Source organism: Streptomyces pyxinicus (genome assembly GCF_024753135.1).
Classification (GTDB): domain Bacteria; phylum Actinomycetota; class Actinomycetes; order Streptomycetales; family Streptomycetaceae; genus Streptomyces; species Streptomyces pyxinicus.
This window is the reverse complement of the sequence record NZ_JANUGP010000005.1, coordinates 21571-45972: the sequence shown is the minus strand read 5'-3', so window position 1 is coordinate 45972 and position 24402 is coordinate 21571. Positions and strand designations below refer to the sequence as shown.

Genomic DNA, 24402 nt, shown 5'->3' with positions numbered 1-24402 from the left:
GAACGCATGAACAACGCAGTGAACGACGGGGTCTGGACCGGCACCTGGGTCGCCGAACGGCTCGGGGTCGAACTCGTGGGCGACGACGCGCTGCCGGCCCTGCTCGGGCTGGCGCTGCGCCGCAACCCCAAACGCGCCCACCTGCTGGTCTCCCACGTGCTCGGCAAGCACATACCCCAGTCGCCCGCCGTGGTGTACGACCACGGCCTCCGCCTGGGCCACCAGGTGCGCGACCTGCTCGGCGACGGCGACGGCGACGGGGACACCGGCTCCGCCGCGGTCGTCCTCGGGTACGCGGAGACCGCGACCGGACTCGGGCACGCGGTGGCCGACGGGCTGGGCGGCGCGCCGTACCTGCACTCCACGCGGCGCCCGGTGGCCGGGGTCGCCGCCGCCGGGGGCTTCGAGGAGGCCCACTCCCACGCCACCTCGCACCTGCTGCTGCCCGAGGACCCCGCGCTGCTGTCCGGCGCCGGGCCGCTGGTGCTGGTGGACGACGAGTTCTCCACCGGCAACACCGTCCTCAACACCATCCGCGACCTGCACGCACGCCATCCCCGGGACCGGTACGTGATCGTCGCGCTGGTGGACATGCGCTCGCCCGAGGACAGCGGGCGGCTGCGGGAGTTCGCGGCGGAGATCGGGGCGCGGGTCGATGTCGTCGCCACCGCGTCCGGGACCGTACGGCTGCCGGACGGTGTGCTGGAGAAGGGGCGGGCACTGGTCGCCCGGCACGAGTCCGGGTCCGAGTCCGGGTCCGGGGGCGGTTCCGAGGCCGGGTCCCAGTCCCCGTCCGCCGGGTGCGGGTCCACCGTGGCTGATCGCGCAGTTCCCCGCGCCCCTGGCGGGGCGCTTCCGCCGGGCGGTACTGACACCGTCGACCTCCACTGGCCCCCCGGCCTCCCCGACGGCGGCCGGCACGGGTTCACCCCCGCCCACCGTGCCCGCCTCGACGCCGCCCTGCCCGCCATGGCCGGCCGGATGGCCGAGGCGCTGCCCGCCGGCGCCCGCCGGGTCCTCGTTCTCGGCACCGAGGAGCTGATGTACGCCCCGCTGCGGCTCGCCGAGCGGCTGGAGCGGGTCACGGACGCCGAGGTGCGGTTCTCCACCACCACCCGCTCACCCGTGCTCGCGCTGGACGACCCGGGCTACGCCATCCGCAGCCGCCTGGTCTTCCCCGCCCACGACGACCCGGCCGACGGGCCCGGCGAGCGCTACGCCTACAACGTCGCCGGCGGCGGCTTCGACACCGTCGTCGCCGTGGTCGACTCCACCGGTGACACCCCCGCCCTGCACGCCCCCGGCGGACTCCTCGCCCGGCTCGCGGCGCACGTCCCGCACGTCCTGCTCGCGGTCGTCCCCTCCTACGTCCCCGAGCCCCCGCACGCTCCCGAAAGGCCGGCCATGCTGCCCGAGCCCCTCCGCGGCCCCGCGTTCTCCTCGTACGCACCCGAGGAGGTCGGCTGGCTGCTCCAGGACCTCTCCGACGTCACCCTGGAGGCGCCCACCGAGGAGCGCGAGGAGGCCATCCAGAGCGGCGGCGCGCACTACGCCGAGTCCCTGCCCGTCGAGTACCAGCCCAGCGAGGCGTACCAGCGGCTGTTCCACTCCGCGCTGGACGCCTCCGCCGCCCGGATCGCCCGGGCCGTCGGCGTGGTCACCGAGACCGTCCTGGCCGAGCGCTCGCCCCGCCCGGTCCTCGTCTCGCTCGCCCGCGCCGGGACGCCGGTCGGTGTCCTGATGCGCCGCTGGGCGAAATTCCGGCACGGTCTCGACCTGCCGCACTACGCCGTGTCCATCGTGCGCGGCCGGGGCATCGACGCCAACGCGCTGCGCTGGCTGGCCGCCCACCACGACCCCCGGGACGTCGTGTTCGTCGACGGCTGGACCGGCAAGGGCGCCATCACCCGTGAACTCGCCGACGCCATCGAGGAGTTCGCGGCCGAGGAGGGTGTCACCGGCTTCGACCCGGAGATCGCCGTGCTCGCCGACCCGGGCTCCTGCGTGCGCACCTACGGCACCCGCGAGGACTTCCTCATCCCCTCCGCCTGCCTCAACTCGACCGTCTCCGGCCTGATATCCCGCACCGTGCTCCGTGCCGACCTGGTGGGGCCCGACGACTTCCACGGCGCCAAGTTCTACCGCGAGCTCGCCGCCGCCGACGTCTCCGTGGCCTTCCTGGACACCGTCTGCGCCCGCTTCCCGGAGGTCGCCGAGTCCGCCGACTCGGCCGCCAAGGAACTGATGGCCGAGGACCGGTCACCGACCTGGGAGGGCTGGCGGGCCGTGGAGCGGATCAGCGAGGAGTACGGCATCCACGACGTGAACCTCGTCAAGCCGGGCGTCGGCGAGACCACCCGGGTGCTGCTGCGCCGCGTCCCCTGGAAGATCCTCGCCCGCGCCGGTGCCGGGGCCGACCTGGACCACGTACGGCTGCTCGCGGAGCAACGCGGGGTGCCCGTGGAGGAGGTCGGCGAGCTGCCGTACAGCTGCGTCGGACTGATCCACCCGAAGTACACCCGGGGCGCGACGGGCGCCGACGGCAAGGCGGTGACCCGGTGACCCCGGTGCTGGTGGCCAGCGACCTCGACCGCACGCTGATCTACTCCGCGGCGGCCCTTGCCCTGACCATGCCGGACGCGCGGGCCCCCCGGCTGCTGTGCGTGGAGGTGCACGAGGCCCGGCCCCTCTCCTACATGACGGAGACGGCGGCCGGGTTGCTCACCGAACTCGGCGACGCGGCCGTCTTCGTGCCGACCACGACCCGCACCCGCAAGCAGTACCAGCGCATCAACCTGCCCGGGCCGCCGCCGAAGTACGCGATCTGCGCCAACGGCGGGCACCTGCTGGTGGACGGGGTCACGGACGCCGGCTGGCACGCGAGCGTGCAGGCACGGCTCGCCGACGAGTGCGCGCCGCTGGACGAGGTCCGCGAGCACCTGCTGCGCTCCGCCGACCCGGTCTGGGTGCGCAAGCACCGCACCGCCGAGGACCTGTTCGCCTACCTCGTGGTCGAGCGCGAGCTGCTGAACGAGGACTGGGTGAAGGAGCTGGCGGTGTGGGCGGAGAACCGCGGCTGGACGGTCTCCCTCCAGGGCCGCAAGATCTACGCCGTACCGAAGCCGCTCACCAAGAGCGCCGCCGTGCGCGAGGTCGCCCGGCGCACGGGGGCGCGGCTGACGCTGGCCGCCGGTGACTCGCTGCTCGACGCCGACCTGCTGCTCGCCGCCGACCGGGGCTGGCGCCCCGGCCACGGCGAACTGGCCGAGGCGGACTGGACGGCCCCGGAGATCAGCGCCCTGCCGGAGCGGGGCGTCCTGGCCGGGGAGCGCATCCTGCGCGAGTTCCTGCGGGCCACCGGGTCGCAGGGGGCGGGGCGGGGCTGACCGGGAGCGCGGAGGGCGGGGCCGGACCTAGCCGCAGCAGCCCCCGCCGCAGCAGCCGCCGCCTCCGCCCGCCGGGGCGGGCGCGGCGGCCGGGGCGGTGCCGGCCCGGCCGCCCACGGCGACCGTCGACAGCAGCTTGACCGTGTCGTCGTGACCGGCGGGGCAGGCGGCGGGGGACGCGGACTCGGCCATGGGACGGCTCATTTCGAACGTGTCACCACAGGTTCGGCAGCGATACTCATAGCGAGGCATGGGGCCAGGTTAGTCGCGAGGGGCCGGGGACCGGTGTCTCAACGTTTCATGAGTGTTGCATTTCATCCACCGTCTGTGCGGAGGATTCGAAAATATCGCTGATAACTTGTGAACGCCGTTGCGAGGATGCTCAGCTCTCCCGCGCGAGCAAGATCGAGTGGGGAGGGAGACGCGTTCGTGACCGATGCGTCGCAGGGGGAGGGCCGTTCCGAGAGCCGGAAGGGCCGTGACGAGGGGGCGTTCGACAGCGACGAGACCCTCTTCCTGAGGGTGCCCAAGGCGGACGAGACCATGCAGCTCCGGGTGCCGCCACCCCCCGGGAAGCCGGAGCCGGAGCAGGCCGTCGGCGGCCGGGCCGAGCGGCGCCGCAGCGCCCGCCCCACCGGCAAGGAGCGCGCCGCCGCCCTCACCGCCCCCCTCGCCGGTCTCCCGGCCCGGCTGCGTCCGCTGCTCGCGCCCCTCGCGCCGTACGCCCGCCGCCTGGCCCCCTACGCGCGCCGCCTCAAGCCCGTCTACCCGCGCCCCGGCCGCACCGGCTGGCGGCGCTGGATGCCGTCCTGGCGGCAGTGGCTCGGCGCCACCCTGGCCTCCTTCGGGCTGCTGTCCGCCTTCCTCGTCACCGCCTACGCGCTCACCGACATACCGAGCAACCTGAACTCGTACGCGACACAGCAGGACAACGTCTACTTCTGGTCCGACGGCACGCCCATGGCCCGCACCGGCTGGGTGCAGCGGCAGGCGATGCCGCTGAAGGAAATACCCGAGGACGTCCGCTGGGCGGTGCTCGCCGCGGAGAACGAGGATTTCTACTCGGACCCGGGCGTCTCGGTCAAAGGCATCAGCCGCGCGCTGTTCCGCACCGTCGGCGAAGGGGACACCGAGGGCGGTTCCACGATCACCCAGCAATACGTCAAAAATGTTTATCTCACGCAGAACAGGACCATCAGCCGCAAATTCACCGAGGCGATGATCTCCCTCAAGCTCGACAACAAGATGAGCAAGGACAAGATCCTTGAGGGCTATCTCAACACCAGCTGGTTCGGCCGCGGCACCTACGGCATCCAGCGCGCCGCCCAGGCCTACTACGGCAAGGACGTCAGCAAGCTCAACGCCTCCCAGGCGGCCATGCTCGCCTCGCTGCTCAAGGGCGCCGGACTCTACGACCCCACCCTGAGCGCCGCCAACCACAAGCGGGCCGTGGAACGCTGGTCCTGGATCCTCGACCGCATGGTCAAGATCGGCAAGCTGTCGCCGCGGGAACGGGCCACCTACAAGACGTTCCCCGACCCGCTGAAGAACAACCCGCTCTACGACACCGGCGAGCAGAGCGACTACCTGGTCGAACTCGCCTCGCAGTACGCCAAGAACGCCGCCCACCTCACCGCCAAGCAGTTCGACCTGGGCGGCTACCAGATCTACACCACCTTCGACCGCAAGCGGGAGAAGGCCCTCACCGACGCCGTCGGCAAGGCCCGCAAGAAGGCCGAGCAGGACAACCCCAAGGCCGCGAAGAACGGCCACTACGGCGCCTCCTCGGTCGCCTCCGACGGACGGATCCTCGCCGTCTACGGCGGCCCCGACCACCGTAAACAGGGCTACAACGAGTCCAACGCCACCACCGTCCCGGCCGGCAGCGCCTTCCTGCCGTTCGTCTACGCCGCGGGACTCGAACACGGCGCCCGCAAAACACGCGACGGCGCCGCCACCACTGTCACCCCCGACAGCGTCTACGACGGCGACGACGGCGTGCCCGTCACCACCCCCGAGGGCCCCTACTGGGACCGCAGCGGCAAGAAGGTCGCCGCGCACAACGACGGCGGCAGATCCTACGGGCAGATCACCCTGCGCGAGGCCCTCGCCCGCTCCGTCAACACGCCGTTCATGCAACTCGGCATGGACACCGGCCTGAAGACGGTCCGCCGGACCGCCGAGGCCGCCGGACTGCTGCCCTCCAGCATCGGCCCCCAGGTGCCGGCCCTCTCCCTGGGCAACTCCACGCCCAGCGCGATCCGGATGGCCAGTGCCTACGCCACCTTCGCCGCCGACGGCACCCACACCGAGCCGTACTCCGTCAGCCGCGTCACCCGCAATGGCGCCCCGGTCCCGCTGGCCACCCCGCACCCCGAGCGCGCCGTCGGCGCCGAGGTCGCCGAGCAGGTCACCGACGCCCTCACCGACTCCTTCCGCAACGGACACCCCGACACGGCCGCCGCCCACCCCGGGGTGGCCGGAAAGGCAGGCACCACCGAGAAGGACACCGCCGCCTGGTACGCCGGCACGGCCGACTCCGTCTCGACGGCGGTCGTCGTCTACCGCATCGACCTGGCCAAGTCCCTTGAGCCACTGCCGCTCGACGGACTGGCCGGGAACTCCACGGACGACGTGCCGTACAACCTCTGGTCGGCCGCGACGGGTCTTGACTGACCACCGGACCCGTACCCCCTCACCCATCGGAGAATGAGCCGCGCATGTCCAGCAAGAAGCCGTCGGGCCGTCGCCGGGCCACCCCTCGCCGCCGCGTCCCCGCCGCCACCCGCCCCCAGGTCCTGACCCTCGCCGCCTTCCTCGTCGTGGCCTCCCTGGTGGCCGGGTACCTGGCCCTCGGCCGCCCCGACCACACCACACCCGCGGCCTCCGCCGACAAGAAGCCCGCGGCGACCCCGAAGGCCGGCAAGACACCCGAGTGGGACGGCAAGACCCACGTCCTCGGCGACGGCTCCACCTCCTACACCGGCCCGCAGAAGAACCAGTTGAAGCCGGTGCCGCTCAAACCCGGTGAGAAACCACCCCAGTTCGTCGTCTTCTCCTGGGACGGCGCCCTGGAGGGCAGCGACCACCTCTTCTCCCACTACCGGGAGATGGCCAAGCAGTACGACGCCCACATGACCTTCTTCCTCACCGGCATCTACCTGCTGCCCAAGAGCGAGAAGAGCAAGTACCACGGCCCCATGCACTCGGCCGGCGACGCCGCCATCGACTACGCCACCGACGACCACATCCGCACCACCCTCCAGCAGCTCTCCGCGGCCTACCAGGACGGCAACGAGATCGGCACCCACTTCAACGGCCACTTCTGCGGCGCCAAGGGCGGCGGCGACTGGAGCGTCGAGCAGTGGAAGAGCGAGATCGACCAGTTCTACTCCTTCGTGGAGAACTGGAAGACCAACACCGGCTTCAAGGACGTCCCCGCGCTGCCCTTCGACTTCAAGAAGGAGGTCACCGGCGGCCGGGCGCCCTGCCTGGAGGGCCAGAAGAACCTGCTGAAGGCCATCAAGAGCTACGGCTGGCGCTACGACGCCAGCTCCCCGGGCGACTTCCAGATATGGCCCTCCAAGAAGAACGGCATCTGGGACTTCCCGCTCCAGATGCTGCCGTACGAGAACGGCAAGTTCCAGGGCCTGTCCATGGACTTCAACTTCCTCTACAACCAGTCCGACGGCGAGACCCAGGGCGACCCGGCCAAGTTCCCCGAATGGGAGCAGCAGACCGTCGACTCCTACATGGCCGGCTTCAACCGCGTCTACTACGGCAGCCGCGCCCCGCTGTTCATCGGCAACCACTTCGAGGACTGGAACGGCGGCATCTACATGAAATCCATCGACCAGGTCGTCAAGAACGTCTGCACCAAGAAGGGCGTCAAGTGCGTGTCCTTCAAGGAACTCGCCGACTGGCTCGACGTCCAGAAGCCCTCGACCCTCGCCGCGCTGCGCAGCCTCGACCCCGCCCAGTCCCCGGACTGGTCCACGGTCGTCAAGTGACGGACCGCGCCCCAAGGTTCCACTTGTGCAAACCCCCTTCACAACAGCCGCACACGGCATGCGAAGATGCGCCCTACCTCCCGGTAGGAGTACCGGAGTGAAGGGGAACACCATTGAAATCTAGAAAACTGAGCCGTAAGCGGCGCCGCGCCTCCATAGTCACGGTCGCCGCCGCCTCGGTCGTCGCCGGTGTGGCACTGGTGCCCAACTGGAGCGCCGGCGCCGCGGTCACCGACGACCCGACGGTGGACGCGAAGACCAAGGCGACCTTCCAGCGCCTGGCCGACGCCGTGTTCACCGACCGCACCCAGGCCCTCGTGGACGGCGCCGGCAAGTCCCGGACCCGCCACACCGCCGGCTTCTCCGGGTCGGTGCGGATGTCCGGCGGACAGAACCGCCAGCAGGACTCCGCCCTCGGACAGCTGCGCGACCGCCGCTCCACCCTCGCCAAGCTCGGCGAGAAGTACAGCGACGGCAGCACCCAGGTCACCCTGGACGCCACCCAGGTCAAGGGCCGCAAGGCCAAGGTCGCCGTGACCGAGACGACCACGCTCACCTACGAGCGCCCGGTGTCCAGGAACCAGAAGAACACCGGCTTCCAGGCCCACCACGAGCTGACCTTCGAGGCCGACCGCTCGGGGACCTGGCAGCTCACCGGCATCCGCGACACCGACGACGGCTACCTCGCCGTCAACCAGGTCGCCAAGCCGTCCGTGGCCTCCGTGAAGACCGTGGACGACGACAGCCCGCCGGACGCGACCCGCTCGGCCACCAGCTGGCCGGCCGCGGCCAAGCCGAAGAACTTCACGGCCTCCGGCTACGACTACCAGGCGATGGCGGCATACGCGGCCAAGTACTGGAAGAACTACAACAAGGCCTACCCGGACTTCAACGGGCAGGGCGCCGGCGGCGACTGCACCAACTTCGTCAGCCAGTCCCTCAAGGCCGGCGGCTGGAAGCACGCGCCCGGCTACACGAACGACTGGCACAAGTGGTTCGGCACGGCCGACATCCAGTCCGACTCCTTCGTCGGCGTGAACGAGTTCTCCTGGTTCGCCCTGTCCTCGAAGCGCGTCACGAGCCTCGCCAACGTCTACCAGCTCGACGTCGGCGACGTGCTCCAGATGGACTTCAACCGGGACGGGTCCAAGGACCACTCGATGATCGTCACCTACCGCGACCGCTACGGCGTGCCGTACGTGACGTACCACTCGACGAACACGTACAACCGGTCGGTGGCGAGCCTCATCGCGTCGTACCCGACGGCGGCGTTCTACGCCTACCGCACCTGATCCTGGCGCGACAGGGCCGGCTCGTCCCGGGGCATCTCCGAGTACGAGCCGGCCTGCGCCACAGGTGCTACTCCCGGCCGGGCAGCGGCGGTACGCCCGTCTCCTGCTCCCGGCCCGGGGGCTCGCCGCCCTCGGGGTGCCGGGCCCGCCAGTAGGGGTTGTCGTGGGGCAGCACGGACCCGACCCGGCCGTACATGCCGAACGTCATCAGCAGCAGGCCCACCACGAAGCTGAACAGCACGTTCTGGATCTTGAACGCCAGGAAATTGCTGTCACTGTCCAGCAGGCCCAGGAACAGGAAGCCGTTCAGCAGGAACAGCACGCCCAGCACCATGTTCAGCGTCGAGGCGAAGTTCCCGCCGATCACCATGCCGACCAGCAGCAGCGCGCCGATACAGATCGACAGCACACTGAGCGTGCCGTTGGAGTTCAGGCCGACGACCGTGTTCCCGCCGGTGCCGAAGAAGCCGATGTGGTTGATCAGCCCCAGGATGCCGAAGGCCACCAGGAACGCGCCGATCAGACCCGCACCGAAGCGGTAGACCCGGTTCAGCCGGTGGTCGACCGGCAGATGATCGTTCAGCCGCGTCCGCCGCTTCGGCCCGCCGTGCACTGCGTGTGTGGCCATTGCCGCCTCCCTCGGGCGCTGGGGCAGGCCATCGCTCCACCCACTATCCGCCGGGGCGGGGGGAGCGGCAACAGAGGAACCCGGCGGCGCCGCTCAGTGCCCCGGACCGCCCCGGTCCTCACGGATGCGGGACACGACCTGGGCCACCGTCTGCCGCACCGCGTCCGTCTCCGTCAGGAAACGCCAGTAGTCCGGATGCCGGCCCTCCAGCGTGCCGACCGCCCGCTCCAGCCGGGCCACCGCGTCGTCCAGTGGACGGGCGTGCCGCGGATCCGGGGTCGTACGCCCCGTCATCGCCAGCCGCTGCGCGTCCCGGATCGCGAACCGGGTCCGCTCGATCTCCGCCTGCGGGTCCTTCTGCACCGCGTTCAGCCGCCGCAGCCGGTCCCCGGCGGCCGACACCGCCTCGTCCGTCGCGTTCAGCAGCGCTCGCACCGTCGACAGCAGCGCCGTCGCGTCCGCCCAGCGCTGCGCGTCCCGCGCCGCCCCCGCCTCGGCCAGCTTCAGCTCGGCCTGCCGCACGTTCTCCCCGGCCAGCGCCGGCACCTGCTGGAGATCCTGCCAGCACGCCACCGCGAACCGGCGCCGCAGCTCGCTCAGCACCGGCTCCACCTGCCCCGCGCGCGTGGTCAGCGCCTGCGCCCGGGTCCGCAGCGACACCAGCCGGTGATCGATCTCGGCCGCCTGCTCCGGCAGCCGCTCGGCCACCGCCCGGATCGCCCCGGCCTCCCGCTGCACGCGCTCGGCCCGCTCCAGCGTCGCCGCCACGCCGTGCTGCCCGGCCCCCTGGTTCAGCCGCGTCAGCTCCGGCCCCAGGGCGGCCAGCCGCGCCGCCAGCTCGTCCGCGCCCAGCCCGCTCTCCCGCGCGGCGTCCAGCGCGTTGCTCGCGGCCAGCAGCGACTGCCGGGCCCGCTCCACCGCCGGCGCCAGCCGGGCGAGCCGCGTCTCCGCCGTGCCGAGCAGCGGCCCGAGCGAGCTGCCGAAACGGTCCAGCTCCCCCTTCACCCGCACCAGCTCGTCCTTGGCCGCGCCCAGCTCCGTACGCGCCCGCGCCGCCGCCGAGGCCTCCAGGTCGTCCCGGTCCAGGTCATGCGCGTCCACGGCCTGGATGTACCGCTGACTGACCTCGTCGATCCGCCGCCCCAGCGCCTCGAAGTCGGACACCGCGCGCCGGGCGGCCGGGGAGTCGTCCACGGCGGTGATCGTCTCGATGGAGATCCGCAGGTCGCGCTGGGCGGTGTCGAGTTCGTAGAACGCGGCCGCCGCGGCGTCCTTCGCGCTCTGTGCCTCCGCCCGCTGACTCTCCGCCCGCCCGCCGAACCAGCGCCGGGTCCCCCCACCGGCGAACGCGGCCGACAACCCGGCCGCGGCCAGCACGGGCAGGCTCACGAGCGTCAGTACGTCCCGCACGGCGGCACACCGCCCCGCGGACGGCGACGAGTACGGCTGCGTCCCTGACGTGCCCGGTGTCGCCGTCACATCCCTCTCCCGTACAGAACCTCACCCTGGCTGCTGCCATTCTCCCACCCGTTGTAGACGAACACACGGGCCGGTCAGTTCGCTTCGGGCGGGGGAGTTTCGGGGGCGGGCGGTGCGCGCGCCGGTGCGTGGTGGGCACTGGGCACGGCAAGGTACTCTGTCCACTCGACCTGGGCATGGCCCGGGCGTTCAGGGTGCGTAGCTCAGTGGTAGAGCGCCTGCCTTACAAGCAGGATGTCGGCGGTTCGAAACCGTCCGCGCCCACCGGTCGGCCCCCGGAGGTTTCTCCGGGGGCCGTTCTGTGTTTCCGCTCCGTGTTTCCGGGGGGCCGGGTCAGGCGTCCGGTGGGGGCTCGGGGGTGTGTTTCAGGGTGGCTCGGGCGTTCATGCGGTCCGCTGCCGCCACCTCGGCCCAGAAGCGATGGGTGGTGACGAAGACCGCCAGCTCGTGTTCGCGGCGGCGCAGCTTCTCCACCTCGGCCTGTTCGTCGGCCGTCCAGCCCGGGGAGGCGGGGCGCTCCGCCTTGCGCCAGCCGGTGTCGTCGCTGAAGCCGTCCAGCGGTGCCACCGACCACGGCAGCCGCCTGAGCAGGGCCGACAACTCGGCCCGGACCTGATGCAGCTCCTCCTGGGCGGCGAGGAGGTCGCTGGGGAAGTCGTAGGTCTTGGCCACGACGGCAATGGTACGCCTGTTCGATTTTGTGAGGCGAGTTCGTCCGGGGGATGAGGAGGAGGTTCAGCCGAACGGGTGACCCGGCCGAACCTCCCGGGTCTCAGAAGCCGGCCTCGCGCAGTTCCCGTACCAGCCGTGCCGTCACCGGCACCGGTACGCCGTGGCGCTCGGCCGCGCGCAGCAACGCCCCGCCGATCGCGTCGAGTTCGAGGGGACGGCCCGCCTCGGCGTCCCGTTGCATGGAGGACTTGGCGGTGGGCGGGAAGACGTCGTACCGGGCCAGTGCCCGGGCCGGGTCGGCGGGGGCGCCGCAGGCCCGGCTGACGGCCGCCGTCTCGGCGACCAGGTCCCGCAGCTCGTCCCGGTGCCGGGTGCGGGCCTCGCCGAGGGGGAGGGCGTAGCGGGTGGTGAGCAGGGCGAAGGGGGCGAGGAACGCCATCTTGGCCCACAGCGCCGCCGTCTCGTCCCCGACCACCCGAGCCGTCGTACCGGCGGCGGTGAGGGTGGCGGCGAGGGTGTCGAGGCGGGCGCGCGGTACGCCGTCGCCGGCCAGGTCCAGTTCCGTGAACGGGCTGCCGTGTTCGATCACGCCCGGCGCCACCCGGGTCGACTCCACGCGGATGACGGTCGGGGCGACCCGGTCGGGCCGGTAGCGGGCGCGCAGGGTGGCCGGGTGTTCGACGCCGTTGAGGAGCGGTACCAGCAGGGCGTCGCCGAGGGCGGTGGGCTCGACGCGGGTCAGGGCCGCGTCGAGCGCCGTGTGCTTGACCGTGACCAGGCAGGCGTCCACCGGTTCGTGGAGCGCGGTGGCCGTCTCCACGGGGGCCGTGAAGTCGCCGAACCGGGCGCTGCGGACCGTGATGCCGTTGCCGCGCAGAGCTGCTGCCGTACGGTCCTGGGCCAGGCAGATCACGCGGTGTCCGGCGCGGGAGAGCAGGGCTGCCAGGAGGCCGCCCGTGCCGCCCGGGCCGAGGATCGCCACGGTGTACTGGTTCGCCATGAGGCTGTTCCTTCCGACGGTCGGCCCCGGGGATCGGTGGCCGCCTTCGCGGGGATCATCGCAGGGCGGCGCGCGGTGCGGGAGACTGGGCTCATGTGCCGGAGCATCAAGACACTGCGACCGCCCGCGCTGCCCCACGAGGCCACGGGCGACGACATCCACGCCGCCGCGCTCCAGTACGTGCGCAAGGTCTCGGGCTTCCGCGCCCCCGCCGCCCACAACCGCGAGGTCTTCGACCGGGCGGTGGCGGCGGTGGCCCACGCCACGGCCGAGTTGCTGGCCGACCTGGAGGTGCGGGGGCAGCGGTAGCGGGCGGCCCTGGCCGAGGGGGCTCGCGGCGGGGGCGAGTGTGTGCGGCTCGTCGCCTCTAGGTCCTGTCGTCAAACTCCCGCCGTTCGCCCGGAGGGCGGGCTTCGCGGCGTCAGGTGCGTGCTCTGGGGGTCCCCGGCCGGAGGCTGGAGGAGGGAGTTTGACGACAGGGCCTGCCTAGGGCCGCCCCCGCACCGGTCAGGACCCGCCGCCATCCGCTCCACTCCGGACGTCCGCCCGCATAATCCGCACCCCAATCCGGCATGCCGGACAACGGCTCCGGTGAAAGGAACGTTGCTCCCCTGGCGGGCGGGCAGCAGGTGCATGATGAGGCGCGCTGTCCGCCGTACGCGGGCGGTCTGCCGTCACGCGCCCCCAACGCCCGGGAGTCACGCCTTTGTCTGCCCCGACCCAGGAAACCCCCACGGTCTCCGTCGCCCTGGTCGGCGCCGGACCGCGCGGAACCAGCGTCCTGGAACGCCTCTGCGCCTCCGTGCCGGAACTGCTGCCGCCCGGTGTCCGGCTCACGGTCCATGTGATCGATCCCGCGCCGCCGGGGGCCGGCCGGGTCTGGCGGACCGCGCAGTCGGCCGAGTTGCTGATGAACACGGTGGCGAGCCAGGTGACGCTGTTCACCGACGCCAGCGTGGACTGCTCCGGTCCGATCCGCCCGGGACCGAGTCTCCACGAGTGGGCCGAGGGGACGCAGGAGGCAGTGGGGCCGGACGAGTATCCGACCCGCGCTCACTACGGGCGGTATCTGGAGTGGGTGTTCGCCCGGCTCGTCGGCGGGGCCCCGGACGCGGTGCGGGTGCGGGTCCACCGGGCCCGTGCCGTCCGGCTGGCGGACGAGGCCGACGGCCGGCAGGCGCTCACCCTGGACGACGGCCGGGTGCTGCCGGGGCTGGCCGCGGTCGTGCTGGCGCAGGGGCACCTTTCGGCCATCCCCGACGAGGCGCAGCGGGCGGACGCCGCGCACGCCGCCCGGTACGGCCTGCGGTACGTGCCGCCCGCCAACCCGGCCGACGTCGACCTGGCCGCCGTACGCCCCGGTGAGCCCGTGCTGTTGCGCGGTCTGGGGCTCAACTTCTTCGACCACATCGCCCTGTTCACCACCGGCCGCGGCGGCCGTTTCGTCCGGGAGGCGGGCGGTGGGCTGCGGTATCTGCCTGCGGGGCGGGAGCCGCGGCTGTACGCGGGGTCGCGGCGCGGGGTGCCGTACCAGGCGCGCGGCGACAACGCCAAGGGTGCGTACGGGCGGCACGTCCCGCTCGTGCTCACCCCGGAGGTGATCGCCGGTTTCCGCAAGCGCGCCGACTCCGGTGAGGCGCCGGACTTCCGTGCCGAGGTGTGGTCGTTGGTCGCCAAGGAGGTGGAGACGGTGTACTACGGCGCGCTGACCGGGCGAGCGGACTTCGCCGACCGCTTTCTCGCCGTACCGCACGGTGGTCCGGGGGAGGCGGCCGTGCTGGACGCGTTCGGGGTGGCCGAGGGGGACCGCTGGGACTGGGAGGCGGTGGTGCGGCCGTACCGGGGGCGGGAGTTCGGCGGGCCGGGTGAGTGGCGGGAGTGGCTGCTGGGGCACCTGCGCGAGGACGCGGCGCAGGCGGCCCTCGGGAATGCGCGCGGACCGGTGAAGGCGGCGCTCGACGTGTTGCGGGACCTGCGCAACGAGATACGGCTGGTGGTCGATCACGGCGGTCTGGCCGGCGCGTCCCGGCGCGCGCACCTGGACGGCTGGTACACCCCGCTCAACGCCTATCTGTCCATAGGCCCGCCCCGCCGCCGCGTCGAGGAACTGACGGCCCTGGTGGTGGCGGGCGTGGTGGAGGTGCTCGGTCCGCGCCTTGAGGTGCGTGCCGCGGCGGGGGGCTGGGAGGCGCGCTCGCGGCTGGTGCCGGGGTCCGAGGTGCGTGTGACGACTCTCATAGAGGCGCGGCTTCCAGAACCCGATGTGCGGCGCACCGGCGACGCGCTGCTCGCCGGACTGCTCGCGGACGGCGGCTGCCGGCCGCACACGGTGGACGGGTACGAGACGGGAGGCGTCGACGTGACACGGCGGCCGTATCGCCTGATGGGTCGTCAGGGAGTCGCGCACGCACGGCGGTTCGCGTTCGGGGTGCCCACGGAGGGGGTGCACTGGGTGACCGCGGCGGGGGCGCGGCCGGGGGTGGACTCGGTGACGCTCTCGGATGCCGACGCGGTGGCGCGTGAGGTGCTGCGGGTCGCCGGGGCGGAAGTGGAACCGGATGCGGAGGCGTCACGATGGCCGAATGTTGAACTTGCAAGCATTGATTAGGTGCACCTAACCTAGGGCCCTCATTCGGTACCCGCCGCCCCCATGACCGGCCTTCCACGTCCCCGGCCGGTCCGACCGACACCGAAGAGGGAGACCCCCTATGTCCGTACGCCTCAACGCCGCTCAGCCCTACGCGATCGGCCTGTTCCGCGTCGTCCTCGGCCTGCTGTTCGCGGTGCACGGCGCCGCCTCGCTGTTCGGCGTCCTCGGCGGCGCCGCGGGCACCGACGGCGGCACGATCGCGGCCGGCACCTGGCCCGGCTGGTACGCGGCCGTGATCCAGCTCGTCGCCGGCGTCCTGGTGCTGCTCGGCCTCGGCACCCGCGGGGCCGCGCTGGTCGCCTCGGGCTCGATGGCCTTCGCCTACTTCGACGTCCACCAGCAGGGTGCCCTGTGGCCCATCCAGAACGGCGGCGAGCTGTCCGTGCTGTTCTGCTGGGGCTTCTTCCTGCTGGTCTTCACCGGCTCCGGCGCCTACGGCCTGGACCGGCTCGTCACCCGGCGCACCGCGGCGACCGCCGATCCCGCCGCCGACCGGGCGCCGATAGCCGCCTGACGCCCAGGCCCACTTGCGAGACGACAACGCCCCTCCCCGCGCGAACGGGGAGGGGCGTCGTCGTACGCGGGTGCGGGTACGGTGGGCCCCCTGGCACCCGCTGTCACACCCCAGGCGTACGCTGTATGGCTGTCATCGGGGGAGTACAGGGAGTCGTCGTGCTGGAGAGTGTGGGGTCGCTTGCGGCCGGACCGTGGATCTATGCCGTGGTGGCCCTGTCGGTGCTCCTCGACGTGTTCCTGCCGGTGCTGCCCAGCGGGGTGCTCGTCATCACGGCCGGTACGGCGGCCGCGGCGGGTACGGGCGCGGTGGCGGGCCGTGTCCCGCACGAGGTGCCGGACATCCTGGCCCTGATCCTGTCGGCCGCGACCGCCTCCGTGCTCGGCGATCTCGTCGCCTACCGGCTGGCCTGGCGGGGCGGGGAGCGCCTGGACCGCGCGATAGCCCGCTCCCGGCGGCTGACCTCCGCGCAGGAACGTCTCGGCGACGCGCTGGCCCGGGGCGGCGGCGCGCTGGTGGTGCTGGCCCGGTTCGCCCCGGCCGGCCGCTCGGTCGTCTCCTTCTGCGCGGGCGCGGCGCATCGCCGCGTCCGGGACTTCCTGCCCTGGTCCGCGCTGGCCGGCCTGTCCTGGGCCGCCTACAGCGTCGCCCTCGGCTACTACGGCGCCCAGTGGCTGGGCGCGACCTGGCTGGCCACGGGGGTCTCGGTGGCCGCGCTGTTCGCGGCCGGCGGGGCGGCCGGCTACCTCATGCGCCGCCGCCCCGCGTCCTGAACGTCAGCAGCCCGCCAGGTCGTTGGTGAGCGCGGTCTTCTCGGCGGAGTCCACCGAGAGGTTGTAGTAATACTTCACCTGCACCCAGGCGCGGACGTACGTGCACAGGTACGCCGTGCGCGAGGGCACCCAGGTGGCCGGGTCCTGGTCGCCCTTGGCCTGGTTGACGTTGTCGGTGACCGCGAGGAGCTGCGGGCGGGTGACGTCGTTGGCGAAGGCCTGCCGCTGGGCGGTGGTCCACTTGCTCGCCCCGGAGTCCCAGGCCTCGGCGAGCGGCACCAGGTGGTCGATGTCGACGTCCGAGGCCGCGCTCCAGGTGGCGCCGTCGTACGGGGAGTACCAACTGCCGCTCTGGGCCACGCAGGCGGAGTCGGTGACGACGTTCGAGCCGTCGCGCTTGAGGATGTACTCGCGGGTGTTGCAGGTGCCCGAGATGGTGATCCAGGTCGGGAACAGGTCGCGCTTGTAGCCGGTGCGGTCCTCGGTGGCCACGGTGAGCTGGGAGAGGTAGCTCCGGGCGGTGGCGCCGCTGACCGGCGTCGGGAGGGCGGCGGAGGCGCTGGGGGAGTTGACGAGGGCGACGGAGGCCGCCAGTGCGGTGAGGGTCGCGAGGACGCTCACCCGTCGACGCGCGTAGAACCTGGACATGCGAACTCCCTTGCGGGGTGGGGGTGATGGGCGCGAGCGGGGGAATGCTCGCGGGGCCGTGTGGCCGGTGGATGAGCGCTCGGTGAGAAGCTAGTGACACGTCCATGTCACGACAAGGTGTATGGGCATGTTCACGACCGAACATTCACATCCCGTACGATGGGGAGCGCAGAAGGGGAGTAGCTCTTCGCCGGACCGTCGACACACTGCTCAGCCAGCCTGAGCCGGCGCCCGGAGGCGTACCGCACGCGGTCCGCCAGCGAGACCTTCGGCAAGCAGTGCACGCCCGTACCCGTGGTGCGGGCGACCAGTGCGCTGCCGTGCCGAGGTGTATCGCGTGACATACCGCACTCTCGGCGGGGCAGCCCCGACCGATTGAGGAACCTTGATCAGCATCACCGTGACGGCGCTCGTCTTCGGCGTCGTCTTCCTCGCCGAACTGCCGGACAAGACCGCGCTGGCCGGCCTCGTCCTCGGCACCCGCTACCGGGCGAGCTACGTCTTCGCGGGCGTCGCCGCCGCCTTCCTGCTGCACGTCGTGCTCGCCGTCGCCGCCGGCAGCGTGCTCACCCTGCTGCCCCAGCAGCTCGTGCACGCCCTGACCGGCGTCCTCTTCCTGGGCGGCGCCGCGATGCTGCTGCTGAAGAAGGACGACGGCGAGGAGGAGATCAAGAAGCCCGCCGACCAGTCCTTCTGGAAGGTCGCGGGCACCGGCTTCATGCTCATCCTGGTCGCCGAGTTCGGCGACCTCACCCAGATCATGACCGCCAACCTGGCCGCCCGCTACGACGACCCGCTCTCCGTCGGCCTCGGCGCGGTGCTGGGCCTGTGGGCCGTCGCGGGACTCGGCATCGTGGGCGGCAAGGCCCTGATGAAGCGGGTGCCGCTGCGGCTGATCACGCAGATCGCCGCGCTGGTCATGCTGGGGCTCGGCGTGTGGAGCCTGTACGAGGCGATCGCGGGCTGAGCGGGTGGCGTGCGGCCGGGCGAGCTGAACGTCCGGTGAATCCTGGCGGGGGCCGGTGGCGCGATCCGCCCCGGGTTTTGTACCGTAGAAGAACAAAGTGGCTCCCGCCCGTTTTCCCTGACCGGCGGGCGGGGCCGCCTTGTCTCTCCCGACCGGGTCCCTCTCCGACCCCGGGACCTCTCGCCACGCACCTGGAGCTGCCGATGCCGGCCACCGCCGCGCCCACGCCCACCGTCCTCACCGCCCGTGCCCTGCTGCTGGACATGGACGGCACGCTCGTCAACTCGGACGCCGTGGTCGAGCGGATCTGGCGGGGCTGGGCCGAGCGGCACGGGCTGGACGGCGACGAGGTCATGAAGGTCGTGCACGGACGGCAGGGGCACGCCTCGATGGCCGTCCTGCTGCCCGACCGGCCGGTGGCGCAGAACCTGGCCGACAACGCGCGGATGCTCGCGCAGGAGACCGCCGACATGGACGGGGTCGTCGAGATCCCGGGCGCCCGGGAGTTCCTCCGGTCCCTGGCGGGGCTGCCGCACGCGCTGGTGACCTCGGCGGACGTCGCCCTCTCCACGGCCCGTATGAACGCGGCCGGGCTGCCGTTGCCGGCGGTGCGGGTGACGGCGGAGTCGGTGGGCGCGAGCAAGCCGGACCCCGAGGGGTTCCTGAAGGGCGCGGCCGAGCTGGGGGTCGACCCGGCCGAGTGCGTGGTCTTCGAGGACTCGGGAGCCGGAATCACGGCGGGACGCTCCGCTGGGATGCGGGTCGTGGGAGTCGGGCCGCGGGCCGGGGTGCACGGGCCTGCCGTCGTCGTTCCCGATCTGAGCGGGGTTGCGGTGGAGGGGCTGGGGGACGGGACGATTCGGCTGACGATCGGCTGACGCACGTGTTCGGCGGGGAGTGCCCCTATGTCTTTGGTCAAGGGAAACAGGGGTGCGTCGGGTCGGTGAGCCGGGGCAGCATGGCGGTGTGGCTGATCTGTTATGGGATGACGTGAAGTGCTTCTTCGACCCGGACTTGATGGGGTCGCTGCCGGACGTGCGTGTCCCGGATGCCTCAGTGGAGGACTGGCAGGCCGTCCTCGATCTGGTCGCGGAGAAGGGCTGGAAGTGCCAGTACTCCGAGGGAGGAACGGTGCTTCCGGTGCCCCGGGCAGAGACCGTGCTCTCCCGTCCGGCGGATGCCGAGTGCCCGGACCTGCGGGTCTGGCCGGCTGCCGATGTGCTGGCGATCTTCCGTTTCCTTGCCGCCGATGAAGTCGACTTCGACGTCGACCTGCGGGAGTTGCAGGGCCAAGAGCGACTTGATGTGTTCGGCGGGTTCCTTCGGGAGATCGGGCGGCGGCTGCGCAAGCCGGTGCTGATGGACCCGGAGGGTGACTACGGCCATCCGGTGATCGGCTTCGACGTCGAGACCGATCGGGTCGTTCTCCTCGCAGACCCGCAGGTCAGGTGACTGAGGCCGACGGCTGCGGTTCGTAGAAGGTGCCGTCGCGGAGCATCGCGAACAGGACATCGACCCGGCGTCTGGCGAGTCAGAGCAGGGCCTGGGTGTGGTGCTTTCCCTGGGCGATCTTCTTGTCGTAGTAGGCCCGGGTCGCCCAGGGCAGCGAACGCGGAGAGGAAGAAAGCCCGTTTGAGCTGCTGGTTTCCTCTCCGGGAGGGCTGTTCGCCGCGGAGCGAGGAGCCCGAGCTCCGGGTCGCCGGGGCGAGTCCGGCCTAGGTGGCGAGGTGGCCGGCGGTCGGGAAGGTGCTGCCGTAGCCGACCTCGATCAGGATACGGGCTCCGGTCCTGACACCGATGCCCGGCATCAACGTCAGGACCTTCGAAAGAGGGTGAGCCTCCAGCAGTTCCTCGATCCGCCCGGCCAGCAGTTTGCGCTGGGCGAGCACGGCTGTCAGCGAGGCCGCCAGGCTCGGGACGATCAGCGAGGCCGCCTCCGTCCCCGGGGCTGTCACGGTTTGCTCGTCCAGGGCGGCGAAGATCTTCTCGACCAGGCGCTCGGCCGTCCTCGGTGCCTTCGGCCGCAGCAGGGTAATCAGCCGCCGGCGTCCGGCCTTGCGGATCTGGGCCGGGGATCCGAATCGCTCCAGCAGCGTGAGGACGGCCGGGTGCTGCAACCGCGGTCTCGGGACCCGTTCCAGTGATGGATGGGTCTGGGACAGCAGGCCGTGCAGCCGGTTGGCGACGCGGGTGGCCTCGCCGGCCAGGTCGTCGTCGAAGCCGACGATCATCTCCGGCTCGGCGATCGTCTTGTCCTCGCCGTCGATCGCTCGCAGGGTGTGGGGCATCGCGCGGGCCGCGTCCGCGATGATGAACGCGTCCCTCGCGTCCGTCTTCGCCTCACCCGGGTAGAGGTCGGCGATCCGCCGCATCGTCAGCCCCGGCAGATAGGCGACCGGGCAGCCCATGTCCTTGGCGACCGCGAGCGGCAGGGCGCCGATCGAGGCTGGCTGGTCGACCACGACGAGCACTGTTCCGTGCTTGGCCTGGAGTTTCGCGAAGAGCTCGCGGAGCTTGGGTTCGGTGTTGGGCAGGCGCTTGTCGAATGCCTTCTTCCCAGCCGGGGTGACGGCGGTGGCGTGGTGTTCGCCCTTGCCGACGTCCAGGCCGAGGAAGACGTCGATGTCGCCGGTGTCGATCACGTGCCAGCCCCTCCATCACGCTTTCGTCCGGATCATCATCAACAAGGGGGTAGGTCATGCCGGACCCGAAGGCCGGAGGCCCCATTGCGGAGCTACGAAAAAGGTAATGGGGGGGATTCCGTCAGGGACTCTTCGCCACCGCCGACCCTACCCATCCCGTCCCCTAGGGGCTCCCGCCCCTTCGACCCCGCCAAGGGGCTCCGCCCCCTGGACCACCGGTCGGCCTGAACGGCCTCGTCCTCGAACGTCGGACGGGCTGGTGGGCGGCTGCCGGGCGGGCTGATTACCGTTCCTGCGTCTGACCTCCTCCGCTTGCTCGCCCTGCCCTGCGAACCGTGGACACACAGGAAGAGACCCCACCCGTGCGCCACGGAGGCAGCACACGAGCGGGGCCCGTGTGACACCCTCACCGACTCGCGAGCAGTGGCACTCCGCCTACGGGGGGTGCCACGGTCGGGCACGGTGAGCTTGCGTACGGTCATGCCGTCCGCTGCGCCGAGCCGGTCGTCCGTCAGTCGTCGGTGGGCGGGACGACGAAGCCTCGCGTGGGGCCGTGCGCGGAGCGCGGGTCAGGCCTCGGGGTCTTCGCCACGACGGCCACCAGAGCGTCAGCGGTGACGTCCTTCCGGGTCTCGGGGTCGGCGGTGTCGTACACCCGCCACGGCCCCGCCGCGTTCTCCGGATCTTCCGGAGCGACCACCCCGTGGATACCCAGCCGTCTCAGAACAGCGTCCACTTGCCGGGCCTCTTCCGCGTTCATGCCCTCACCTTCCGCCGTGCGTGGGGGAAGCCTAGCCACCGCCGCCCTCCCCGCCTCCGTCTCCTGAGCAGTGCGACGCACAGCCGCCGGGGTTGATGGGCCCGCAGCCACCCGGCTTCGGAGTGTGCGAGCAGTTCGCGGTCACGGCCACCAGGGTTTTGGCCGGCCTCGCCCATAGCTCGCTGTCCACGCTGAATCCGGCCTGTTCGATCAACGCCACCGTGCGAGTCAACGCGTGTGGGTCGTGCCGCTCCGCGTCGGGTCGCTCCGGCCAGTGGTGCACGAACCGCCCCAGCCGGTCGCACAGCTTCTCGTAGAGGTTTGTGTGCAAGATCAGCGCATGCCACCCCTCGTCCACGACATTGGACGGCGTGATCTTCACTGCGGGGAACTGGGCGGCAGCGGCAACGAACTTGAGTGCTTCCGTCACGATCCGCTGTGCCATAGCGTCGGTCACGTAGGGGTCGTTGTCACGGACTGTTGCGACTACGCCCCCGAACCCGTCAGGGGTGAGTAAGGCGCGTACATCATGCATGTGTGTTCCTCCCTTGATGTGCGACCCGCCCTGGTTGCCGACCTGTCCAGGGTTTCCACCGCCCAGGGTGGCCGCTTGGCCTCATCCGGCTGTCACGTCAGGGCGCTACAGCCGGGCGAGGGGTCTACGTGGTTCCGCTGACGTCGCCTTCGGGGAACTCGCGGCGGGGGCTCACTTGGACGTCAGGCAGGCGGGGCAGTTCGCGGTCCGCTGCCACTCGTCGACCTTGCCGGGCGCCTCGCACTTCGGCTGTCCGTCCTTGAGGAGGTGAACGGTCAGCAGATCGTGACCGGCCGTGCCGGTGAACTCCCTGACAGCGGGGGCGGGTCGGTCCTTCGCAGTCACCCTCTGGGCTTGAAGTGTGCTTGTAGGTTTGGGCACTGTCTCCAACCTCCACGTGGCTTGGTGGCCATGCCCCGGGACGTGCGGGCGGTGGCCGGGGTCCTTGCAGCACACAGTCAACGGCCGTTGCAGGATCCAGGACAGGTGAAAAGGTGGGGGACGCCCTCGCGTGACGCCGGTGAATTTTACTTTTGCTCGTGTCCATGGCCTCGCTCAGAGCTACCGTGGGCGCATGCGAGAGCCGAACCGGAAGCTTGCAGCTCGGATGGCGGAACTCCGGTCACGTCTCATCAATGCTGAGATCGGCGTTCTCACGGGGAAGCCGGGCAACGTCACTGACGCGGATGTGCGCCGATGGTTACGCGGCGAGACCAAGTGGCCGCAGGATCGAATCAGGCTCGGTCTGGAGAAGGTTCTCTCTGTGAGCGCCGTGGATCTAGGGTTCGTGCCGCGCAGGAAGCACCCTGTCTTCCCGGAGGAAGATCCCACGCGTCGTCGCACACTCCTCAACGCTGCGGGTGGGGCAGCCTTGGCCGTGGGAGTCCCGGACGCCGCCGTCCCCCGGCGACTCGGTATCAACGACGTTCGGCGCTTTCATCAGGATTACGTGGCCATCCTTCGGGATGACGACGCGGGGCGGGGCCCGAAGAGGGTGGAGAACCTGGCGGTCGAGCTGGCCTCTCGAATCCAGTCCGCTCTGGCGCAGTCCACAGCTTCAGCTCGCGTACAAGGCATGCTGCATCGGCTCGTCGCGGAGGTCAGCTGTTCTGCTGCGTTCGCTTCACTTGACGCCAAGACACCGCAGCGAGCGCGTGCACATCTCGACAGGGCCCTGATTTTCGCCGGCCTGTCTCGGGACAGTGAGGCGGCATTTCATGTCTGGAACCACATGTTCCTCACGTCCAGCATGCGGGAGAACCACCCTGAAGCTGTGGCAGGTGCAGAGGTGATGAAGCGCTCGTCCATCGCACGACGAGATCCGCTGTATGCCTCCCTCGGGCATCTGCGCAACGCCAACGCATTAGCCCGTGTGCCGGCGCGGCGGTCCGATGCTCTGCGAGCACTCAACGATGCCGAACGTGCCTTTGCGCGTGCCACCGACCGAGAGCGACCCGAGTGGATCAGGTTCTACGACAGCAGTGAGTTCGATGCCCTGTCCGCTTTCGTATGGGTGGCACTCGGAGAGTATGAGAGGTCTGAGTATTGCCTCCATCGCACTCTTGCGTCCATCCCAAGGGAAAAAATCCGCGACCGAGCCCTGTATACCGCACATTTGTCTCTCGTTCAGGCCAGGCAAGGTGATGTGGAACTGGCAGGCGCGACAGGTCGACAGGCGTATGTGACGCTTCCTTCGACGTCTGAGCAAGGGCGAGTCATCCGTACTTTGGCTGCTACACGCAAGGTGCTCGTCTCCTCAGGTTCGAAGGTTTCCGAAGTTGTCAATTGGATTGAGGAGTCTGCTGAATGGATCTAAAGCGCTACACGCATGCAGACGCACGGGACGTACGCTCACTCCTTTTGGGCATCCACGACGAGGCGTATGCCGACTCCCCGGACGAGTTTCATTCACGTGAGCGCTTCGCCTACTTCGTCGACCGCTGGTCTTCACGAGAGGACTGGCTATGTATTTCAGGCTGGGAGGAGGGTGACCCGGTTGGGTATGCGTACGGCTCCATGTTCAAACCTGGTGGCTGGTGGAAGGGGCATCAGCGGCCCCGGGAGATTAAAGGCTCCGTCTTCGCCCTGTCGGAACTCATGGTAGTTCCTAAATGGCGCGGCGCTCAACGCGCACAGGTGATTCACGACGCGCTACTTGATGAAGTAACGGCTGGCGTGGCATCACTCACGGTGGAAATTCAGCGGCCCAGGGTTCAGGCTATGTATGAGCGCTGGAATTACACCAAGGTGGGCGAGGCAAAGCCTTCGGACGACTCCCCGACGTACGCAGTCATGGTCCGGAAACTGTCAACAGGCACCGACGCCGCCCGGGCGCCGCAGCCGCAGGACGGGGTGTGGTCCGGCCCCCTCTCCTCCCCACCCCAACGGCTCGACAGGCCGTAAACGCCGACTCCGATCACGATGGAAGGGGTGCACCGAGCTTCGG

23 protein-coding genes, 1 tRNA gene and 1 pseudogene are annotated in these 24402 nt (G+C 70.8%); 15 read left to right on the top strand and 10 right to left on the bottom strand.

Annotated elements, in window-relative coordinates; translation table 11 throughout:
• Positions 1-6: 6 nt before the first annotated feature.
• A complete protein-coding gene (locus tag NX794_RS08680) occupies positions 7-2562 on the top strand; it encodes a phosphoribosyltransferase (RefSeq protein WP_258777684.1) in 2556 nt (851 codons plus the stop codon).
• On the top strand, positions 2559-3386 hold the full coding sequence (locus NX794_RS08675) for an HAD family hydrolase (RefSeq protein ID WP_258777683.1): 828 nt from the start codon (positions 2559-2561) through the stop codon (positions 3384-3386). Before NX794_RS08680 ends, NX794_RS08675 begins: the two co-directional genes overlap by 4 nt.
• Before the next feature lie 27 nt (positions 3387-3413).
• Here NX794_RS08675 and NX794_RS08670 read toward each other — a convergent pair whose 3' ends face one another.
• Positions 3414-3638, bottom strand: coding sequence for an FmdB family zinc ribbon protein (locus tag NX794_RS08670; protein ID WP_258777682.1), 225 nt, complete (start codon positions 3636-3638; stop codon positions 3414-3416).
• A gap of 126 nt (positions 3639-3764) precedes the next feature.
• On the opposite strand from NX794_RS08670, the gene NX794_RS08665 reads away from it, so the two are divergent.
• The 3 genes from NX794_RS08665 to NX794_RS08655 all read left to right on the top strand — a co-directional run bounded on the left by NX794_RS08665 (position 3765) and on the right by NX794_RS08655 (position 8688).
• Entirely contained in the window at positions 3765-6062 is a 2298-nt protein-coding gene (locus tag NX794_RS08665; RefSeq protein WP_428985873.1) for a transglycosylase domain-containing protein, read from the top strand.
• A 44-nt stretch (positions 6063-6106) separates the two neighbouring features.
• Positions 6107-7396, top strand: a complete 1290-nt coding sequence (locus NX794_RS08660; RefSeq protein ID WP_258777681.1) for a polysaccharide deacetylase family protein — start codon at positions 6107-6109, stop codon at positions 7394-7396.
• Between the two features lie 191 nt (positions 7397-7587).
• Positions 7588-8688: an amidase domain-containing protein gene (locus tag NX794_RS08655; RefSeq protein ID WP_258777921.1), complete on the top strand. Its 1101-nt coding sequence runs from the start codon at positions 7588-7590 to the stop codon at positions 8686-8688.
• A gap of 67 nt (positions 8689-8755) precedes the next feature.
• Here NX794_RS08655 and NX794_RS08650 read toward each other — a convergent pair whose 3' ends face one another.
• Both NX794_RS08650 and NX794_RS08645 read right to left on the bottom strand, forming a co-directional pair.
• Positions 8756-9316, bottom strand: coding sequence for a DUF4383 domain-containing protein (locus NX794_RS08650; RefSeq protein ID WP_258777680.1), 561 nt, complete (start codon positions 9314-9316; stop codon positions 8756-8758).
• A gap of 93 nt (positions 9317-9409) precedes the next feature.
• Complete coding sequence (locus tag NX794_RS08645; RefSeq protein WP_258777679.1) at positions 9410-10795, bottom strand: coiled-coil domain-containing protein; 1386 nt, start codon at positions 10793-10795, stop codon at positions 9410-9412.
• Positions 10796-10987: 192 nt separating this feature from the next.
• Here NX794_RS08645 and NX794_RS08640 point away from each other — a divergent pair.
• Positions 10988-11059 (top strand) — tRNA-Val (locus NX794_RS08640).
• A gap of 69 nt (positions 11060-11128) precedes the next feature.
• Here the strand turns inward: NX794_RS08640 and NX794_RS08635 are convergent.
• Entirely contained in the window at positions 11129-11467 is a 339-nt protein-coding gene (locus NX794_RS08635) for a hypothetical protein (RefSeq protein WP_258777678.1), read from the bottom strand.
• Between the two features lie 100 nt (positions 11468-11567).
• On the bottom strand, positions 11568-12467 hold the full coding sequence (locus NX794_RS08630; RefSeq protein ID WP_258777677.1) for a ketopantoate reductase family protein: 900 nt from the start codon (positions 12465-12467) through the stop codon (positions 11568-11570).
• Positions 12468-12560: 93 nt separating this feature from the next.
• Here NX794_RS08630 and NX794_RS08625 point away from each other — a divergent pair, with 93 nt between their 5' ends.
• From NX794_RS08625 to NX794_RS08610, 4 genes are all read left to right on the top strand, one after another.
• Complete coding sequence (locus NX794_RS08625) at positions 12561-12776, top strand: DUF2277 domain-containing protein (protein ID WP_258777676.1); 216 nt, start codon at positions 12561-12563, stop codon at positions 12774-12776.
• 397 nt (positions 12777-13173) lie between these two features.
• A complete protein-coding gene (locus tag NX794_RS08620) occupies positions 13174-15075 on the top strand; it encodes an FAD/NAD(P)-binding protein (protein ID WP_258777675.1) in 1902 nt (633 codons plus the stop codon).
• A 100-nt stretch (positions 15076-15175) separates the two neighbouring features.
• Positions 15176-15631 (top strand): DoxX family protein, encoded by a 456-nt coding sequence (locus tag NX794_RS08615; protein ID WP_258777673.1) that lies wholly within the window; start codon positions 15176-15178, stop codon positions 15629-15631.
• A gap of 158 nt (positions 15632-15789) precedes the next feature.
• Positions 15790-16404: a DedA family protein gene (locus tag NX794_RS08610; protein WP_258777671.1), complete on the top strand. Its 615-nt coding sequence runs from the start codon at positions 15790-15792 to the stop codon at positions 16402-16404.
• Between the two features lie 3 nt (positions 16405-16407).
• On the opposite strand, the gene NX794_RS08605 is transcribed toward NX794_RS08610, so the two are convergent.
• A complete protein-coding gene (locus NX794_RS08605) occupies positions 16408-17052 on the bottom strand; it encodes an HNH endonuclease family protein (RefSeq protein WP_258777670.1) in 645 nt (214 codons plus the stop codon).
• Positions 17053-17437: 385 nt separating this feature from the next.
• Here NX794_RS08605 and NX794_RS08600 point away from each other — a divergent pair, with 385 nt between their 5' ends.
• From NX794_RS08600 to NX794_RS08590, 3 genes are all read left to right on the top strand, one after another.
• Positions 17438-18019 (top strand): TMEM165/GDT1 family protein, encoded by a 582-nt coding sequence (locus NX794_RS08600; RefSeq protein WP_258777669.1) that lies wholly within the window; start codon positions 17438-17440, stop codon positions 18017-18019.
• A gap of 203 nt (positions 18020-18222) precedes the next feature.
• A complete protein-coding gene (locus NX794_RS08595) occupies positions 18223-18897 on the top strand; it encodes an HAD family hydrolase (RefSeq protein ID WP_258777668.1) in 675 nt (224 codons plus the stop codon).
• Positions 18898-18985: 88 nt separating this feature from the next.
• On the top strand, positions 18986-19471 hold the full coding sequence (locus tag NX794_RS08590; RefSeq protein WP_258777667.1) for a hypothetical protein: 486 nt from the start codon (positions 18986-18988) through the stop codon (positions 19469-19471).
• Here NX794_RS08590 and NX794_RS08585 read toward each other — a convergent pair.
• The 4 genes and pseudogenes from NX794_RS08585 to NX794_RS08570 all read right to left on the bottom strand — a co-directional run bounded on the left by NX794_RS08585 (position 19464) and on the right by NX794_RS08570 (position 22301).
• Positions 19464-20661, bottom strand: a pseudogene (locus NX794_RS08585) (IS110 family RNA-guided transposase). The gene NX794_RS08590 and the pseudogene NX794_RS08585 overlap by 8 nt on opposite strands.
• A gap of 511 nt (positions 20662-21172) precedes the next feature.
• Complete coding sequence (locus NX794_RS08580; protein ID WP_258777666.1) at positions 21173-21421, bottom strand: hypothetical protein; 249 nt, start codon at positions 21419-21421, stop codon at positions 21173-21175.
• Between the two features lie 31 nt (positions 21422-21452).
• A complete protein-coding gene (locus NX794_RS08575; protein ID WP_258777665.1) occupies positions 21453-21956 on the bottom strand; it encodes a glycine-rich domain-containing protein in 504 nt (167 codons plus the stop codon).
• 171 nt (positions 21957-22127) lie between these two features.
• Positions 22128-22301 carry a hypothetical protein gene (locus NX794_RS08570; RefSeq protein WP_258777664.1) on the bottom strand — a complete coding sequence of 58 codons (174 nt, stop codon included), beginning with the start codon at positions 22299-22301 and terminating at the stop codon, positions 22128-22130.
• A 229-nt stretch (positions 22302-22530) separates the two neighbouring features.
• Here NX794_RS08570 and NX794_RS08565 point away from each other — a divergent pair, with 229 nt between their 5' ends.
• Together NX794_RS08565 and NX794_RS08560 are read left to right on the top strand one after the other, a co-directional pair.
• The gene (locus tag NX794_RS08565) at positions 22531-23772 is read left to right on the top strand and encodes an NsdA family TPR-like regulatory protein (RefSeq protein ID WP_258777663.1); all 1242 of its coding nucleotides are present in this window, start codon (positions 22531-22533) and stop codon (positions 23770-23772) included.
• Positions 23763-24359 carry a GNAT family N-acetyltransferase gene (locus NX794_RS08560; protein WP_258777662.1) on the top strand — a complete coding sequence of 199 codons (597 nt, stop codon included), beginning with the start codon at positions 23763-23765 and terminating at the stop codon, positions 24357-24359. The genes NX794_RS08565 and NX794_RS08560 overlap by 10 nt, the downstream gene beginning before the upstream one ends.
• Positions 24360-24402: the final 43 nt, after the last annotated feature.